At 73.8% G+C, this 14,734-nt stretch carries 16 protein-coding genes; 11 read left to right on the plus strand and 5 right to left on the minus strand.

The window, feature by feature from the left end:
• Nucleotides 1–8: 8 nt before the first annotated feature.
• From alr to tsaD, 6 genes are read left to right on the plus strand one after another with little or no spacing between them, the layout of a single operon-like run.
• Nucleotides 9–1,193: an alanine racemase gene (gene alr / locus NCI01_RS16615; RefSeq protein WP_254182601.1), complete on the plus strand. Its 1,185-nt coding sequence runs from the start codon at nucleotides 9–11 to the stop codon at nucleotides 1,191–1,193.
• Complete coding sequence (locus NCI01_RS16620; protein ID WP_254182602.1) at nucleotides 1,190–2,260, plus strand: alpha/beta fold hydrolase; 1,071 nt, start codon at nucleotides 1,190–1,192, stop codon at nucleotides 2,258–2,260. The genes alr and NCI01_RS16620 overlap by 4 nt, the downstream gene beginning before the upstream one ends.
• Complete coding sequence (gene tsaE, locus NCI01_RS16625; protein WP_254182603.1) at nucleotides 2,257–3,147, plus strand: tRNA (adenosine(37)-N6)-threonylcarbamoyltransferase complex ATPase subunit type 1 TsaE; 891 nt, start codon at nucleotides 2,257–2,259, stop codon at nucleotides 3,145–3,147. The genes NCI01_RS16620 and tsaE overlap by 4 nt, the downstream gene beginning before the upstream one ends.
• Before the next feature lie 10 nt (nucleotides 3,148–3,157).
• Nucleotides 3,158–3,796 (plus strand): tRNA (adenosine(37)-N6)-threonylcarbamoyltransferase complex dimerization subunit type 1 TsaB, encoded by a 639-nt coding sequence (tsaB, locus tag NCI01_RS16630; protein WP_254182604.1) that lies wholly within the window; start codon nucleotides 3,158–3,160, stop codon nucleotides 3,794–3,796.
• Nucleotides 3,793–4,248, plus strand: coding sequence for a GNAT family N-acetyltransferase (locus NCI01_RS16635; RefSeq protein ID WP_254182605.1), 456 nt, complete (start codon nucleotides 3,793–3,795; stop codon nucleotides 4,246–4,248). The genes tsaB and NCI01_RS16635 overlap by 4 nt, the downstream gene beginning before the upstream one ends.
• Nucleotides 4,241–5,287, plus strand: coding sequence for a tRNA (adenosine(37)-N6)-threonylcarbamoyltransferase complex transferase subunit TsaD (gene tsaD / locus NCI01_RS16640; protein WP_254182606.1), 1,047 nt, complete (start codon nucleotides 4,241–4,243; stop codon nucleotides 5,285–5,287). The genes NCI01_RS16635 and tsaD overlap by 8 nt, the downstream gene beginning before the upstream one ends.
• Before the next feature lie 72 nt (nucleotides 5,288–5,359).
• On the opposite strand, the gene NCI01_RS16645 is transcribed toward tsaD, so the two are convergent.
• Nucleotides 5,360–6,868, minus strand: coding sequence for a hypothetical protein (locus NCI01_RS16645; RefSeq protein ID WP_254182607.1), 1,509 nt, complete (start codon nucleotides 6,866–6,868; stop codon nucleotides 5,360–5,362).
• The gene (locus NCI01_RS16650) at nucleotides 6,868–7,314 is read right to left on the minus strand and encodes a hypothetical protein (protein WP_254182608.1); all 447 of its coding nucleotides are present in this window, start codon (nucleotides 7,312–7,314) and stop codon (nucleotides 6,868–6,870) included. Before NCI01_RS16650 ends, NCI01_RS16645 begins: the two co-directional genes overlap by 1 nt.
• A 116-nt stretch (nucleotides 7,315–7,430) precedes the next feature.
• Here NCI01_RS16650 and NCI01_RS16655 point away from each other — a divergent pair, with 116 nt between their 5' ends.
• Nucleotides 7,431–8,090, plus strand: coding sequence for a hypothetical protein (locus NCI01_RS16655; RefSeq protein ID WP_254182609.1), 660 nt, complete (start codon nucleotides 7,431–7,433; stop codon nucleotides 8,088–8,090).
• Nucleotides 8,091–8,108: 18 nt separating this feature from the next.
• Here NCI01_RS16655 and NCI01_RS16660 read toward each other — a convergent pair whose 3' ends face one another.
• Together NCI01_RS16660 and NCI01_RS16665 are read right to left on the minus strand one after the other, a co-directional pair.
• Nucleotides 8,109–9,353: a hypothetical protein gene (locus NCI01_RS16660; RefSeq protein WP_254182610.1), complete on the minus strand. Its 1,245-nt coding sequence runs from the start codon at nucleotides 9,351–9,353 to the stop codon at nucleotides 8,109–8,111.
• Nucleotides 9,350–9,916: a SigE family RNA polymerase sigma factor gene (locus NCI01_RS16665; protein ID WP_254182611.1), complete on the minus strand. Its 567-nt coding sequence runs from the start codon at nucleotides 9,914–9,916 to the stop codon at nucleotides 9,350–9,352. The genes NCI01_RS16660 and NCI01_RS16665 overlap by 4 nt, the downstream gene beginning before the upstream one ends.
• 132 nt (nucleotides 9,917–10,048) lie before the next feature.
• On the opposite strand from NCI01_RS16665, the gene NCI01_RS16670 reads away from it, so the two are divergent.
• Together NCI01_RS16670 and NCI01_RS16675 are read left to right on the plus strand one after the other, a co-directional pair.
• Nucleotides 10,049–11,167 (plus strand): S-(hydroxymethyl)mycothiol dehydrogenase, encoded by a 1,119-nt coding sequence (locus NCI01_RS16670; RefSeq protein WP_254182612.1) that lies wholly within the window; start codon nucleotides 10,049–10,051, stop codon nucleotides 11,165–11,167.
• The gene (locus NCI01_RS16675; RefSeq protein WP_254182613.1) at nucleotides 11,167–11,796 is read left to right on the plus strand and encodes an MBL fold metallo-hydrolase; all 630 of its coding nucleotides are present in this window, start codon (nucleotides 11,167–11,169) and stop codon (nucleotides 11,794–11,796) included. Before NCI01_RS16670 ends, NCI01_RS16675 begins: the two co-directional genes overlap by 1 nt.
• A gap of 6 nt (nucleotides 11,797–11,802) precedes the next feature.
• Here NCI01_RS16675 and NCI01_RS16680 read toward each other — a convergent pair whose 3' ends face one another.
• Nucleotides 11,803–12,363, minus strand: coding sequence for a TOPRIM nucleotidyl transferase/hydrolase domain-containing protein (locus tag NCI01_RS16680; RefSeq protein WP_254182614.1), 561 nt, complete (start codon nucleotides 12,361–12,363; stop codon nucleotides 11,803–11,805).
• 85 nt (nucleotides 12,364–12,448) lie between these two features.
• On the opposite strand from NCI01_RS16680, the gene NCI01_RS16685 reads away from it, so the two are divergent.
• Nucleotides 12,449–12,907: a GNAT family N-acetyltransferase gene (locus NCI01_RS16685; RefSeq protein ID WP_254182615.1), complete on the plus strand. Its 459-nt coding sequence runs from the start codon at nucleotides 12,449–12,451 to the stop codon at nucleotides 12,905–12,907.
• A 31-nt stretch (nucleotides 12,908–12,938) separates the two neighbouring features.
• Complete coding sequence (locus NCI01_RS16690; protein WP_254182616.1) at nucleotides 12,939–14,729, plus strand: glycoside hydrolase family 3 N-terminal domain-containing protein; 1,791 nt, start codon at nucleotides 12,939–12,941, stop codon at nucleotides 14,727–14,729.
• Nucleotides 14,730–14,734: the final 5 nt, after the last annotated feature.

Consider the following 14,734-nt stretch of genomic DNA (forward strand, 5'->3'; position numbering starts at 1 on the left):
TCGCGAGCATGAGCGATCCCGTGCCGCCACGCGCCGAGGTCGTCGTGGACCTCGCCGCAGTCCGGCACAACGTCCGCATCCTCAAGGACCTCGTGAGCGTCGACGGCCCCGTCCAGCTGATGGCCGTGGTCAAGGCCGACGGCTACGGGCACGGCATGGTCGAGGTGGCCGCCGCCGCCCGCGACGCCGGCGCCGACTGGCTCGGCGTGGCGACCATCGAGGAGGCGCTCGAGCTACGCGCCGCCGGCGACCACGGCCCGCTGCTGTGCTGGCTCAGCGCCCCCGGCGACGACTTCGCCTCCGCCGTCGCCGCCGGCGTCGAGGTCACCGCCTACTCCGTGGCCGAGCTCGAGGAGATCGCCGCCGTCGGTCCCGCCCGGGTGCAGATCAAGGTCGACACCGGCCTCTCGCGCGGGGGGGCCCCCCGCACGGAGTGGGAGCACCTCTTCGAGGTCGCGAGCGAGCTCGAGCAGCAGGGGCGGATCACCGTCACCGGCGTCTGGTCGCACTTCGCCGCCAGCGACGAGCCCGCCCACCCGGCCAACGACGCCCAGGAGGCAGCCTTCCGCGAGGCCCTCGCGCTGGCTGACAAGGCTGGTCTCGACCCCGACGTCACGCACCTCGCCAACTCCGCCGCGGCGCTGCTGCGGCCCTCGTCGCACTTCGACCTCGTCCGCTGCGGCATCGCGACCTACGGCCTCGACCCGGCGCCCGGCACGAGCCCGCGCATCGGCCTGAGGCCCGCGATGATCGTGCGCGCGCGCCTGGTCATGAGCAAGGTCGTGCGGGCCGGGGAGGGCGTCTCCTACGGGCACACCTGGCACGCCGACGAGGACACCACCGTCGGGGTCGTGCCGGCCGGCTACGGCGAGGGCGTCCCGCGGGCCGCCGGCAACTCCGCCCACGTCTGGGTCGACGACTCGCGCCGGCCCATCCGCGGCCGCGTGTGCATGGACCAGTTCGTCGTCGACCTGCACGGCGAGCTGCCTCCGAGCGGGACCGAGGTGGTCCTCTTCGGACCGGGCGACCTCGGCGAGCCCACCGCCCAGGACTGGGCCGACGCCGTCGACACGATCAGCTACGAGATCGTGACCCGGGTCGGCGGCCGGCTGACCCGCCGGCACGTCGACACCGACGCCGAGACCGACGACGAGACCGACGACGACGCCGCCTCCGAGAGGACCCCCCGTTGAGCATCAAGGGCCGCCTCTTCGGCACCGTCGTGGGCGCAGCCGGCCTGGCTGCCGCCGCCGGCGCCGTCGGCATCGCCCGCCAGAACCGTGTCATCGGCAACCGGGCCGCCGGCGAGGACGTCGCGTTCGGCGAGCTGCGCAGCCCGGCGCGGGTGGTGGTCGCCGACGACGCGGTCGACCTGCACGTCGAGATCGACGAGCCGGAGGACTTCGGCGGCCGGCCGGCCACCGACGACGACCTCACCATCGTGTTCGTGCACGGCTACTCCCTCAACCTCGACTGCTGGCACTTCCAGCGTGCCGCCTACCGCGGCCAGCTGCGCACCGTCTTCTACGACCAGCGCAGCCACGGCCGGTCGGCCCGGTCGGACGAGGAGCACTGCACGATCGAGCAGCTCGGCCACGACCTGCGTCGCGTCATCGAGCACACCGTGCCCGGCCGGTGCGTGGTCGTCGGCCACTCGATGGGCGGGATGAGCATCATCTCCCTCGCCGAGCACCACCCCGAGCTGTTCGGCGACACCGTCGTCGGCGCGGCCCTCATGTCCACCACCGCCGGTGGCCTCGACCCGGGCCGCATCCTGTTCCCGATGCTTCCCCTCGGTCTCGGCGGCCGCTTCATGGGTCGCGCGGTCCGCACGCTCGACCGCGGCCACAAGGTCGTCGACCTCGCCCGGGGCTGGGGCCACGCCGTGGCCGACGTGTTCACCGACCGTTACGCGTTCGGCGACGGCGACGACGTACCTGCCGCGATGGTCGAGTTCGTCTACTCCATGCTCGACGCGACGCCGTTCGCCGTGGTCGCCGACTTCTACCCCGCCTTCGCGAGCCTCGACCACTTCGACCACCTCGAGCCGCTCAGCCGGGTGCCGACGTCGATCATCTGCGGCACGGAGGACAAGATCACCTCCATCGGGCACAGCCGCAAGCTGCACAGCCGGATCCCGGGGTCGAGCCTGCTCGAGTGCGAGGGCGCCGGCCACATGGTGCTGCTCGAGCGGCACAAGCAGGTCACCGCCGAGCTCGACGACCTGATCTCCCTCGCCCAGGGTCAGGGGCTGCTGTGAGCGTCGTCGTACGCCGGGTGGGTCCCGAGGCGGCCGCCGACGTCCTGGCCGTGGTCAAGGAGGCGTTCGGTGCGCGCCCCGTCCTCGACCCGCCCGCCGACGCGCTCGGCGAGGACCTCGACTCCGTCCGGAGGCTGCTGGCCAGGCGGGGCGGCCTGGTCGCCGTCCTGGACGACCGGCCGGTGGGATGCGTCGTCCTCGACCCCGCCCCTGACGGGCTCGTGCTGCGGCGCTTCGGCGTGACGCCCGCCGCGCAGGGCAGGGGAGTGGCCTCGGCGCTGGTGGAGGCGGCCGTGGAGACGGCCATCGGCCGCTCGGCGGTGCGCGTCGTCGCGCGCGAGGAGCTGCCCGGCACGGTCGCCTTCTGGGAGGCCCACGACTTCGTCGTCACCGGCGGCACGAGCCCCTACGTCGAGCTCGCCCGGTGGCTCGGCACGAACTTCGACGCCCCCGACGCCGAGACGATGCGCGAGCTCGGTGTGCGGGTGGGCTCCGGGCTCGTGGCCGGTGACCTGGTGGTGCTCACCGGCGAGCTCGGCGCCGGCAAGACGACGTTCACCCAGGGGCTCGGCGAGGGCCTGGGGGTGCGCGGCGGCGTGACGTCGCCGACGTTCGTGATCGCCCGCGTCCACCCGGCCCTGGGCGACGGGCCCGACCTCGTCCACGTCGACGCCTACCGGCTCGGCGGGCTCGACGAGCTCGACGACCTCGACCTCGACGCGTCCCTCGACTCGGCCGTGACCGTGGTGGAGTGGGGCGCGGGCCTGGCCGAGGGGCTGGCCGACTCGCGGCTGGAGGTCGTCATCGAGCGGACCGTCGGCGACGCGCCGGGCACCGACGAGCTCGACCCGCGCCGGGTTTCGCTGCGCTGGATCGTCGGCCAGTAGCCTCGACGCCGTGCTCCTCGCCTTCGACACCGCGACCCCGCTGGTCTCCGTCGCCCTCCACGACGGCGAGCGGGTGGTCGTCGAGCACTCGTCCGAGCAGCCGATGAAGCACGGCGAGCACCTCGCACCGCTCATCGCCCGCGCCATGGAGGACGCCGGCGTCGTCCGACAGGACCTGACGGCGATCGCCGTCGGGATCGGTCCGGGTCCGTTCACCGGCCTCCGCGTCGGCGTCGTGACGGCACGCACCCTCGGCTTCGTGCTCGACGTCCCGGTCTACGGGGTCTGCTCCCTCGACGCCGTGGCGCTCGAGGTCGTCGGCAGCCGCTCGGCGCCCGGCAGCTTCCTCGTCGCGACCGACGCCCGACGCAAGGAGGTCTACCTGGCCTCCTACGACGCCGACGGCCGGCGGCTCGAGGGGCCCGTGGTCACCCGGCCGGCCGAGGTCGCCACCGACGCGCCCGTGGCGGGAGCCGGACCCGAGCTCTACCCCGACGCGTTCCCGCAGGCGATCACCCCGGCCCGCCCCAGTGCGGGCTGGTTGGCTGCGGGCGTCGCCGACGAGCTCGTAGAATTGCTGGACCCCGAGCCCCTCTACCTGCGGCGTCCCGACGCGGTCGCCAACGCCCCCAGAAAGCCCGTGCTGTGATCCGTCCCGCCACGCTCGCCGACCTGCCTGCCCTGAGCGCCCTCGAGCAGGAGCTCTTCGGTCCCGACGCGTGGAACGAGGCGCTGATCCGCCAGGAGATCGAGGGGCCCGGGCGACGGTTCGTCGTCGCCGACGACCTCTCCGGCTATGCCGTCACGATGACCGCGGGCGACATCGTCGACCTGCTTCGCATCGGCGTACGTCCCGAGGCGCGGCGCACCGGCATCGCCTCGCGCCTGCTCGACGAGCTCCTCGTCGACACCGACGGCGCGTCGCGGATGCTGCTCGAGGTCAGCGTGACCAACGCCCCCGCCCTCGGGTTCTACGTGGCGCGGCAGTTCAGCGTCATCGACGTGCGCCCGCACTACTACCGCGACGGCTCGGAGGCGCTGGTGATGTGTCGCTGGCTGCCGGGTGCCGCCCGCACGCCCACGGCGACGGCCCATGACTGACGAGCCGCTGGTCCTCGGCATCGAGACCTCCTGCGACGAGACGGGGGTCGGCATCGTCCGGGGCCACACCCTGCTGGCCGACACGGTCGCGAGCAGCGTCGAGGAGCACGCCCGCTTCGGCGGCGTCGTGCCCGAGGTCGCCAGCCGCGCCCACCTCGAGGCGATGGTGCCGACGATCGAGCGCGCCGCGGACACGGCCGGGATCGCGCTCAGCGACATCGACGCCGTGGCCGTCACCAGCGGCCCCGGGCTGGCCGGTGCGCTGCTCGTGGGCGTGGCCAGCGCCAAGGCCCTGGCCCTCGGCCTGGGCAAGCCCATCTACGGCGTCAACCACCTCGCCGCCCACGTCGCCGTCGACCAGCTCGAGCACGGCCCGCTGCCGGAGCCCTGCCTGGCCATGCTCGTGTCCGGAGGGCACTCCAGCCTGCTGGAGGTCACCGACGTCACCGTGGGGGTCGAGCCCATGGGCTCGACCATTGACGACGCGGCGGGGGAGGCCTTCGACAAGGTCGCCCGGCTGCTCGGGCTGCCGTTCCCCGGCGGCCCCCACATCGACAAGCAGGCCCGCAGCGGCAACAGCGTCGCCATCGACTTCCCGCGCGGCCTCACCAGCCGCCGTGACCTCGAGCGGCACCGCTTCGACTTCTCGTTCTCCGGCCTCAAGACCGCCGTGGCCCGCTGGGTCGAGACCCAGCAGCGCGAGGGCGCCACCATCGATGTCGCCGACGTGGCCGCCTCCTTCCAGGAGGCGGTCTGCGACGTGCTGACCCGCAAGGCGATCGACGCGGCCACCAGCCGGGGGATCGAGGACATCCTCATCGGCGGCGGCGTGGCCGCCAACAGCCGGCTGCGCGCGATGGCCGAGGAGCGGGCGGCCGCCCACGGCATCCGCGTGCGGGTGCCGCGTCCGGGCCTGTGCACCGACAACGGCGCCATGGTCGCCGCCCTCGGGGCCGAGCTCGTCGCCCGCGGCCGTACGCCGTCCCTGCTCGACCTGCCGGCCGACTCGTCGCAGCCGATCACGACCGTCGTCGCCTGACGGGCCGGACATGACGAAGGTCCCCGCCCGAGAGCGGGGACCTGCATCACGGACACTCGACCGAGGCGAGGCTCAGTCGAGGACTCCTGGGGCGACGTCGTCGTCGCCGAGCCAGTCCTGCTCGTAGACCAGGCTGTCCCGGTCGGTCACCTGGTCACGGTCGCCCTTGCGGCCACCGCGACCCGAGGCGCCACCGGCGCCGGCGCCACGGGCACCGCTGGATCCGCGACCGGAGCCCTGGCCAGCGCTGCGACCGCCGGCCGACCCGGCGCCGCGTCCACCGGCGGAGCCGGCGCTGCGCGCACCTGCCGAGCCGGCACCGCGCGCACCCGCGGCACCCGTCCCGCGGGCGGAGGACGCCGAGCCCGCGCCGCGGGCAGAGGCCGGTGAGCCGGCCGACGCGCCACGAGCCGCCGCCGAGCCGGCGGAGCCGGCAGGACGCGAGAGCGCACCAGCGCTGGCGCTGCGGCCGGTCGCCCCGATCGGGCGGGCCGGCGAGCTGCCGGCCGGTGCGGGGGCGGAGCCGGCTCGGATGCCGCCTGCCATGCCGCTCGCACCACCCGCGGCACCTGCGGCGCCCATCGCGGCGGCGCTGACGCCGCCGGTCGAGCCACCCGTCACGGCGGCGGGGGCCTGACCGGCCGTGGGGTTGTAGGTGACCCCGCTCTGCGACGAGCCGCTCACCGTGCTGGTGGGGCCCTGGACGTCGGTCGGGTGCGTCGGATGGGTGGGCGTGGTGATCGGGCGCTGCGGGTCGATCGGCTCGGGCTTCTCCGGGTTGATCGGCTCGGGCTTCTCCGGCCTCTCGGGCCTCTCCGGCTCGGGCTTCTCCGGCCTCTCGGGCTCGGGCTTCTCGGGCCGGTCCGGCCGGTCGGGCTTCTCCGGGTCCTTCGGGTCCCTCGAGTCGGTCGGGTCGGGGGCGCCGGGGGTGCCGGGCGGGGTGCCCGGGGTGGTCGGCACGCTGGGCCCGGTCGGGCTGCTCGGCACGGACGGCGGTGGCTCGGTCGGGTCGGGCTGGCCGTGGATCGCCTTCATCGGCGGGATGGAGCCGAGGAACACGGCGTCGAGCTTCTGCGTCCACTGCGCGGCCGCGGCCTCCTGCTCGGCGCGGGCGGTGTTGTAGGCCGCCATCTCCTGGTTGGCGGCCTGCCGCCTGCTGGCCTCGGCGTGTATCTCCTCGGGCGTGGGCGGAGCGCCCGGCGACGGAGTCGGCGCCTTGTAGGCCGGTGGCTGGTTGAGGTCGGCCATGCTCGCCTCGGCGGCCTTGGCCTGCCTCATCACCTGGGCGGTGTCCCTGAGGGCGTCACCGCCGGCGACGAGCCGGGTGCCCTTGTCCTCCATGCTCGCGGAGGACGCCTCGAAGGCCGACAGCAGGGCGTCGGCCATCATCCCGGACAGCCCACCTTCCGCGCCGTCGCCCTCACCGTCGCGGATCTGCTTGGCGCCGCGGCGCAACGCGGACGCCGTGTCCTTCAGGATGTCGCCGCAGAACCTCCAGTTGTCTCCCGCGAGGTCGCTGGCCTCGTCCTTGGCCCCGGTGAGGTAGGTGCGCAGGCGGGCGCGCTCAGGTCCGTCGGTCATCAGGCACCGTCCCCTGCGGCCGGGGGCTCGGTGTACTGGCCGTCGCCCATGGTGCTGCTCGACGACTGGTCGCGCGCGTGGTCGATGGTGTCGTTGACCTGGGCGAGCGCGGCCGCACGCATCGTCATCTCGGCGTTGGTGCTGCCGTCGACGTCGCGGACGTCGTCGGCCCAGATCTTGATCGCCTCGCTGTAGGCGCGCAACGAGTCGGCGAGCTTCTGGAACTCCTGCTCGGCCTCCTGGTGGGCCATCTGCGCGTTGACGCCGAGGCGGAAGCCGTTGGTCGAGCCGCCGAAGTGATCGGTCCCCACCGGCACGACCCTCGTGTCGACGAGACCGTCGGAGTTGCTGGTGAGGAGTGCGGTGATGCTCTGGATCAGGCTCTCGGGCGCGTTGATGCCCTTCATCACATCCGTGACGAGTCCTACGTCTGCAGCGGTCAGCATGCGTCCCCCATTCCCGCCGCTCGAGGCGGCGAAACCACTTGTGTCGCGCATTTTCACAGATCGCCCGGTCCGGTCGCGAAACGCGCCGGCAGGACGGGTCCGCTACCCTCGGCGGCGTGCGACGCCGACTCGGGGGTAGGACGATGGGTGGACGCGTGACCGCTGCGGTGGCGGTCTCGATCGTGACGCTGCTGGCGCTGGGCGCGTGCGGGGCCGACGAGGGCGGGACCGACCCGTCCGGGGCCGAGACGTCGTCGACGTCCCCGACCGACAGCCCCACGGACACCCTGACCCCGAGCCCGACCGAGCCGTTGCTCGTTCCCGAGGCCGAGGCGGTCGAGCCTGCCTCCGGGCCGCGGCTCGACGTCAGCGACATCCGCGTCAACGCGCCCCGGGGGTGGAAGCGGCACTTCGACTCCGTGGTCGTCGACACCGCGCTCGGGCGCGTGGACGGGATGAGCGGGGGCGTGCTGCTCAGCGTGGCCGCGACGGGCGGTGACGTGCTGACGCCGAAGCAGGCCGAGAGGTACTTCCAGAAGCCCGGGACGAGGCCGCCGAACTACGAGAAGCAGGACGACGTCCTGATGGGTGGACTCACCGCGGGCTACTACACGGCGCGGGACAAGTCCTACGAGATCCACGCCGTCACGCTCTGGGAGGACAACCACGTCACGAAGGTCCAGCTGAACTTCGACCCCAAGGTCCCGGACGAGGTGCAGCAGGAGCTGCTGCAGTCAGTGATCGCGAGCTACTCCAGCCCGCGGATGCGCTTGTGACCTGCCCCGGCCCGACGCTCATCGCTGCATGACGTCCGGGGCGGCGAGCATGAGCCTCACCTCACCCGGCTCGACGTCCACCGCCTCGCCGCCGATCCGCTCGACCGTGCCGTCGAGCCCCAGGCGTACGACGTACTGCTGGCCACCGGTCACCACGGCGGCCACCACCGTGCCGTCGTCCTCCCACGCCACTTCGGGGTTGATGCCGACGACGTCGGTCCGGGAGCCGGTCAGCTCGAAGTCGACCACCCGCTCGCCGGTCGTGGCGTCGAGGATCGCCAGCGTGGGTGAGCCCTCCGGCGTCAAGTAGTCGGTGAAGCCGAGCAGGTGGCGGCCGTCGGGACTGAAGCCCAGGAGCGAGTAGTCGCACGTGCGCCAGACCTCGGCACCGCCGGCCCCTGCGTCGCGCACCTGCCAGCAGGAGCCGTCGCCGGTGAACCGGGTCTGGACCGTGAGGAGTCCGCTCACCTCGGACGCCGAACCGACGCGCAGCGAACCGGGGAGCGGGGTGGTGCTCCCGTCCGGGCCGACGACGGACGCGGACTCCTGCCCTGTGCCGGCGTCCAGGATGCTCACCAGGACGGCGTCTCCCGGCAGGAAGCCCACCGGTCGGACCCGGCCGTCCTGCGGCCCGGGCGCCAGCGGCGTCCGGCGCTCCTCGCGCGCCCCGTCGCGGTCGCGGTCGACGAGGACCCACCGGTCCCCGTCGTACTCGGCCCACGCGATGCGCGAGCCGTCCGCCGACACCGCCAGGTGGCTGGTCGGAGCCGCCTCGTCCAGCACCTCGAAGTCGGGTCCGAGCACCTGGACGCCCACGGCGCCCTCGTTCTTCGGATCGATGAAGTTGATGCCGATCCAGCCGTCGGCGTAGGGCGTCAGCTGGTCGTAGAGCCGGGGGAGGTCGACGTCCTCGCCGTCGACGATGAGGCGCTGTCCGTCGAGGTCGAGGAGGGGCTCGGCCAGCTCCTCGCTCACGGGAGCGCTGCGCGGGTCGATGCGGACGGTCCCGGTGACCCGCGGTGCAGGCGGCTCGGTGGCCGGCGGGACGTCGCTGCGGGTGGTCGGACCGACCATGTCCACGCCGAACGGCACCGCGATCGCCAGGACCGCGGCGACCGCGGCGCCCGCGGCCGCACGGCGGCGGCGCTGGATCCGACGGGCACGTGCGTGGACGTCGGTGACGGTGAAGGGGGTGCGCTGGAGCGGGTCGGCGGCGCCGTGGAGGGCGTCGCGCACCTGGTCCTCGAGGGGGGTGGGGCTCATCGGGCATCGTCTCCGGACGCGTGGGGGTCGAGGGACTGCGGGGCGCGGGCGCGCAGGGCGGCGAGCGCGCGACTGGCCTGGGACTTGACCGTCCCGACGGAGATCCCGAGCACGTCGGCGATCTCGGCCTCGCTCAGCTGCTCGTAGTAGCGCAGCACGACGACCGAGCGCTGCTTGGGCGGCAGGGTCTGGACGAACGACCAGAGGATTCCGCCCATGCCGTCGTCGTAGGTGTCCAGCGCGCCCGTCTCGGGCATCGTGTCGGTCGCGTGCTCGCGTCGCTTCCACGCCCGGCGCCACAGCGAGTTGTTCTCGTTGACCATGATCCGGCGGACGTAGCCGTCGAGCGCCTCGCGGTCGCGGATCCGGTCCCAGGAGAGGTAGAGCTTAGCGAAGGCCGTCTGGAGCAGGTCCTCGGCGCCGGCGTGGTCGCCGGCGAGGAGGTAGGCGGTCCGGTAGAGCGCCGGCTGGCGCGCCGACATGTACGCCGAGAAATCGGCGTCCTTGTCAGACCGGTCGTGCCGCCGGTCCTGCGCACCCATGTCGACGAGTGTCGCGCCCATCCTCCACCTCCTGTTCGCACTGTTCACGCGCGCGGCGTGTCGGGATGAGGACGCGGCTCCCCGCCCGGTGGTTGCATCTGTTTGGTCGACGTTGCAAGGCTCGCGTCGACTCGACTCACAGGAGGCACATCCATGCAGCAGGTCCAGGCCGTCGTCGCCCTCGCGAAGGGCGAGCCGGTGCAGCTCACCACGATCAACGTCCCCGATCCCGGCCCGGGCGAGGCGGTGGTGAGGATCCAGGCCTGCGGCGTGTGCCACACCGACCTCCACTACCGCGAGGGCGGCATCAACGACGACTTCCCCTTCCTGCTCGGCCACGAGGCCGCCGGGATCGTCGAGTCTGTGGGTCCCGACGTGACGTCGGTGGCTCCGGGTGACTTCGTGGTCCTCAACTGGCGGGCCGTGTGCGGCGACTGCCGGGCGTGCGACCGCGGCGAGCCGTGGTACTGCTTCGCCACCCACAACGCCACCCAGAAGATGACGCTCGCGGAGGGGGAGCTCGCCGGCACCGAGCTGTCGCCCGCGCTGGGCATCGGCGCCTTCGCGGAGAAGACGCTGGTCGCGGCCGGGCAGTGCACGAAGGTCGACCCCTCGGCCCGGGCCGCGGCCGTCGGCCTCCTCGGCTGCGGGGTGATGGCCGGGCTCGGTGCGGCGATCAACACCGGCAACGTCGGCCGCGGCTCCACGGTCGCGGTGATCGGCTGCGGCGGGGTCGGTGCCGCCGCCATCGCCGGCGCCGCCCTGGCGGGAGCCTCGAAGATCATCGCCGTCGACATCGACGACCGGAAGCTCGAGCAGGCCCGCGCGATGGGCGCCACGCACACGGTGAACTCGAAGGACGTCGACGCCGTCGAGGCGATCCGCGAGCTGACCCCGCCCGCCGACAGCACCGGCCACGAGGGCGGGGCCGACGTGGTGATCGACGCCGTCGGTCGCCCGGAGACGTGGAAGCAGGCGTTCTACGCCCGTGACCTCGCCGGGACCGTGGTCCTCGTCGGCGTCCCGACTCCCGACATGAAGGTCCCCGACATCCCGCTCATCGACGTCTTCGGTCGCGGCGGGTCGCTCAAGTCGTCGTGGTACGGCGACTGCCTGCCCTCGCGCGACTTCCCGATGCTGGTCGACCTCTACCAGCAGGGCCGGCTCGACCTCGACGCCTTCGTGACCGAGGAGATCGGCATCGGCGACGTCGAGGCCGCCTTCGCCAAGATGCACTCAGGCGACGTGCTCCGCTCGGTGGTGGTGCTCTGATGAGCGGCTCCTCCGTGCGGGTCGACCACGCCGTCGTCTCGGGCACCTTCTCGCTGGACGGAGAGACGCACGAGGTCGACAACAACGTGTGGGTGATCGGTGACGACGAGCAGTGCCTGGTCGTCGACGCGCCGCACGACGTCGACGCGATCCTGGAGGTCGTCGCGGGCCGGACCGTGAAGGCGATCGTGTGCACGCACGCGCACGACGACCACGTCCGCGTGGCGCCCGAGCTGCGTCGTCGTACGGGCGCGCCGATCCTGCTGCACCCCGACGACCGGCCCCTGTGGGAGCTGACCCACGGTGGTGACGAGCCGGGGGCCGAGCTGTGGGACGTCGACCTCGCCGACGGCCAGACGCTCACCATCGGCGGCGCCGCGGTCACCGTGATCCACACCCCGGGCCACGCGCCGGGCGCGGTGTGCCTCTACGTCCACGACCTCGGTTGCGTCTTCACCGGCGACACCCTGTTCGAGGGCGGACCGGGTGCCACCGGTCGCTCCTACAGCGACGCCGACGTCATCGTGGACTCCATCCGGCGCCGCCTGTTCGAGCTGCCCGACGAGACGGTCGTGCACACCGGCCACGGACCCGACACCACGATCGGTGCGGAGAAGGCGAACGTCTGACGGTCGTCAGCCGACCGACCCGACCCCGAGGTGGGCGAGCAGCGCGCACAGCGGTGCCGGCTCGCTCCCTCGGGGCATCGCCTCGACCAGCAGCCGGGCGTACCGCTCCTTCCGGCCACTCCTCGACGTCATGAACCTGGCGAGCAGGTCCTCGCGCGTCCAGCCGGCCTGGGCCGGCATCTGCGCCAGCCGCTCGAGGGAGCGGGTCTCGCCGGCCTCCGCGATCACCTGCTCGACACGTGCCGCGCCCAGCGCGCGCCGGAGCTCGTCCTCGAGGTCGCGGGAGCAGCAGAAGAACCCGTGCGCCTCCAGGTCGGCGTCCTCACCCGACGTGACCCCCGCCGCTGCCAGCCCGCGTCGGACGAAGCGCACCTCGGGAGCGTCGTACAGCCCGGCGACGCGCCGGCCGGTGGCGTGCAGCCGGGTGGCCGCGGCACGCAGGTTGGTGATGCCACCCAGCGGCAGGATGTCCACGCCGTCGTGGGCGAGGTCGCGTCCGTGGGCCAGCGCCAGCGCGCGCAACGCCGCTTCGTCGCTGCGACCCTCGACGAGGACGGTGGTGGGCACCGACCCAGTGAACCCCGCGACGGATGCACCTGCCGAGCGGATTTCCGGTTGTCCGGACCGCGGCGACCGACCTAGCGTCGCCGGCATGAGCACCGAGTCGTTCGTTCCCGAGGACTTCGAGCCCCCGACGTCGTTGGCGACCGACCGGTTCGTGCTCGAGCCGCTGGGGCCGCAGCACAACGAGTCCGACCACGCCGCGTGGACGTCGAGCATCGCGCACGTCCGCGCGAGCCCGGGCTACCCCGACGGGTCGTGGCCGCCCGTCGACGGGATGGCGCTCGAGGACAACCGTGCCGACCTCGTGCGGCACGCGGCGGACTTCGAGGCGCGACGTGGGTTCACCTTCACCGTCCTCGAGCCCGGCACCCAGCACGTGATCGGCTGCGTCTACCTCTACCCGGCCTCGTCGCCGGAGCACGACGTCGACGTCCAGTCGTGGGTGCGCGCCGACCGGGCCGAGCTCGACCAGCCGCTGGCCGACGCCGTGGCCGCCTGGCTCGCCAGTGACTGGCCCTGGGAGCGCCCCGACCGACACGGGCGGTGAGTGGTCATCGGTCCCGTGCCACCATGGCGTGATGCGCTCGCGACCGGCCTCCCACCTGGCGAGCCTCGGAGCATCCCTCGCCCTGGTCGCCTCGCTGACGGCATGCGACGGCCAGGACCCGCGCGGCGACGAGGAACGGTCGGCTGAGGGTGCGGCGGCGACGAGCACGCCGACCGTCCCGCCCACGCCGTCGGAGCGGCTGGGCCTGGCGGACGGATGGGGGCCCGACCGGGCCGAGCTGGACCGGGCCGCACGGATCGTCGGACGGATGAGGCTCCCCGACCTCGCCGGACAGGTCATCGTCGCGGACTGGCAGGGCACGGCCGCGCCGGTCCGGATGGTCCGAGACCTGCACCTCGGCGGCGTCATCGCCTTCAGCGCCAACGTCGCCTCGGCCGACCAGGTCCGGACCGTCAACCGCACGCTCACCCGTCAGGTGCCCCGCAAGTGGCCGCTCTTCCTCGGCGTCGACCAGGAGGGCGGGGTGGTCGAGCGGCTGCGCGGCGCGGCGACGCGGTTCCCGGCCTTCATGAGCACCGGTGCCGCGGGGGACCCCGGGCTGACCCGGGAGGTGTACGCCGCCGGCGCCGGGGAGCTGCGCGGGCTCGGCTTCACCGTCGACTTCGCACCCGACGCCGACGTCACCTCGGGCCCCGGCGACCCGACGATCGGTTCCCGCTCCGCCTCGTCGCGCCCGGGCGTCGTCGCCGAGCACGTCGTCGCGGCCGCCACCGGGTACGCCAGCGCCGGCGTCCTGCCCGTCATCAAGCACTTCCCGGGCCACGGGTCCGTGCCGGCCGACAGCCACCTGACCCTGCCGGTGCAGACCAGGACGCGGACGGAGCTCGAGGCGTCCGACCTGGTGCCCTTCGCGCGCGGCGTCGAGGCCGGCCTCCCGGCCGTCATGGTCGGCCACCTCGACGTACGCGCCGTCGACCCCCGCGTGCCGTCGTCGCTGTCGCGCAAGGTCGTCACCGGCCTGCTGCGCGACGAGCTCGGCTTCGAGGGCCTTGTCGTCACCGACTCGCTCGAGATGGCAGCCGTCACGCGCGGCCGCGACCCGGGGCGCACGGCCGTGCAGGCGCTGCGCGCCGGTTCGGACGTGCTGCTCATGCCTCCCTCACCCGCGGTGGCCCGGGCGGCGCTGGTCCGTGCCGTGCGCAGCGGCGACCTGCCCCGGCGCCGGCTCGAGCAGGCGGCCGCGCGGCAGGTCGCCCTGCTGACCCACCTGTCCGGGCCCGGCGAGGTGCGCGGCTCCGCGCCGGCGGCCTCCCGACGACTCTCCGCGGCCGCGGTGACGGTCACCGACGGTGCCTGCTCGGGCCGCCTGGTCGGCGAGGCCGTGCACGCCTACGGCGACCCGGGCGCGGTGGCCACGTTCACCCCGGCGGCACAGGCGGCCGGGATCACCGTCCTGGCACGGCGTCCGCCGCCGGCCACCCTCGCCACCGCCGAGCCGCGGCCCGAGCGCAGGAAGAAGGAGCGCAAGCGGGCCTACGAGCGGCGCGTGCGCGCGTGGGCGAAGGCCGAGAACCGGCGCGAGCAGCGCCTCGGCGCGTGGAACGCCGGCGAGGACGCACGCCTGGCAGCCGGCACGCAGGTCGGCTTCACCGGCTTCAAGGACGCCCCGGTCGACGGTGAGGTCGCCGTGGCCACCGACAGCCCGTGGGTGCTGGGCAGGGTGGGCGCCCCGACCCGGATCGCCACCTACGGGGACACGCCCGCCGCGATGCAGGTGCTCGTCGAGGTGCTGACCGGTCAGGCGACGGCGCCGGGCCGGCTGCCGGTCAACGTGTTGGGCGTCGCGCGCCCGGGCTGCTGACGACG

It is taken from the genome of Nocardioides pinisoli (assembly GCF_024199985.1).
GTDB classification, from domain to species: domain Bacteria; phylum Actinomycetota; class Actinomycetes; order Propionibacteriales; family Nocardioidaceae; genus Nocardioides; species Nocardioides pinisoli.